This is a genomic window from Sphingomonas sp., from assembly GCF_040398505.1.
Lineage (GTDB): Bacteria > Pseudomonadota > Alphaproteobacteria > Sphingomonadales > Sphingomonadaceae > Sphingomonas.
In genome coordinates this window covers 1-1,423 of record NZ_JBBATX010000203.1, presented here as the reverse complement: position 1 = coordinate 1,423, position 1,423 = coordinate 1, and the positions used below count along the sequence as shown (strand labels likewise).

The 1,423-nt window shown below is 63.2% G+C and carries 2 protein-coding genes; one reads left to right on the top strand and one right to left on the bottom strand.

Annotated features, from left to right (window positions below):
- The coding region (locus tag ABWP09_RS14395; protein WP_353205804.1) for a cytochrome-c peroxidase at positions 1-809 on the top strand (809 nt) is incomplete at its 5' end.
- Position 810: 1 nt separating this feature from the next.
- Here the strand turns inward: ABWP09_RS14395 and ABWP09_RS14390 are convergent.
- On the bottom strand, positions 811-1,362 hold the full coding sequence (locus tag ABWP09_RS14390) for a type 1 glutamine amidotransferase domain-containing protein (protein WP_353205803.1): 552 nt from the start codon (positions 1,360-1,362) through the stop codon (positions 811-813).
- Between the last annotated feature and the right edge of the window lie 61 nt (positions 1,363-1,423).

The window sequence follows — 1,423 nt, the reverse complement described above, 5'->3', positions numbered from 1 at the left end:
CCGGCGTCTCGGGCGCAGCGTTCACCAACGCGCATGCGATGCGGCTCGGTAACATCCGCTATTACCGGCCGGGCAATATGTTCTGGGACAAGCGCGCCGCAAGCGTCGAGGCGCAAGCGAGTCAGCCGATCCAGAATGCAATCGAAATGGGCTGGGACAGCGCGGCCGGCGGCATTCCCGCGCTGATCACAAAGATGAACGCGACGACCTATTATCCCGATCTCTTCACCTTCGCCTTCGGTACATCGGCCATTACCGAGGCCCGAATCCAGCAAGCGCTCGCGCAGTTCGAACGCGCGATGGTCTCGACCGGCAGCAAATGGGACACTGGCTATGCCACGGTGTTCAGCGCGACCGCGCCGAACCGCAACTTGAACACAGACTTGCCCAATTTCACCGCGCAGGAAAATCGCGGCAAGACGCTGTTCATGACCGGGCCGGGCGCCGGCGGCGCGGGCTGCGCGGCGTGCCACGTGCCCCCGACCTATGCGCTCGCCCCCAATTCGCAGAGCAACGGGCTCGACGCGGGCGAGACGATCATCTTCAAATCACCCTCGCTGAAAAGCGTCGCGATCGTCGGTCAATATATGCATGACGGCCGGCTCGCGACGCTCGCCGACGTTGTCGAGCATTATAACAGCGGCGTGCAGAACGGCCCAGCGCTCGACAATCGGCTGAAGCAAGGCGGCGCGCCGCAACGCCTCAACCTCTCCGCCGCCGACAAGGCCGCGTTGGTCGCATTCCTGCAAACGCTGACCGACACGGGCCTTGCCGCCGATGCCAAGTTCGGCAATCCCTTCAAGAAGTAGCTCAGACTTCCGCCAGTTCTTCCTGAAGCGCCGCCAGGATCGCCGCGTTGAAGGCGGGGATATCGTCTGGGTTACGGCTGGTGATGAACTGGCCGTCGCGGACGACTTCCTCGTCGACCACGTCGGCCCCGGCATTGGCGAGATCGGTGCGCAGCGACGGCCAGCTCGTCATACGCTTGCCCTCGACCACATCGGCCTCGATCAGCAACCACGGCGCGTGGCAAATCGCCGCGACCAGCTTATCGTCATCGACGAATTCCTCGATGATCTCGATCGCGCGATCGTTCATCCGCAACGTATCGGGGTTGGCCACGCCACCGGGGAGGAGCAGCGCGGTATAATCCTCGGTCTCGACGTCTTCTAGCAGCAGGTCGGGCGTGATCGTTTCGCCCTTCACGTCGTGCTGCATACCCTGGATCGGATCGGTCTTGATCGAGGCAAGCGTCACCTTGACGCCGGCATCGAGCAAGGCTTGGCGCGGTTCGAACAGTTCGGCCTGCTCGAATCCGTCGGTGGCAAGAATCAGGACGTGCGCGGTGGAAAGGTCGGCCATTGGGCATCTCCGGCTTTGGTAACGGGTGGGGGTTCGCGCCGCTCAACCGATAGACCCCCCA

What these genes read in the sequence shown, in the direction of transcription:
- ABWP09_RS14390 (WP_353205803.1), bottom strand. Translation starts at nt 1,362, where the DNA reads ATGGCCGACCTTTCCACCGCGCACGTCCTGATTCTTGCCACCGACGGA.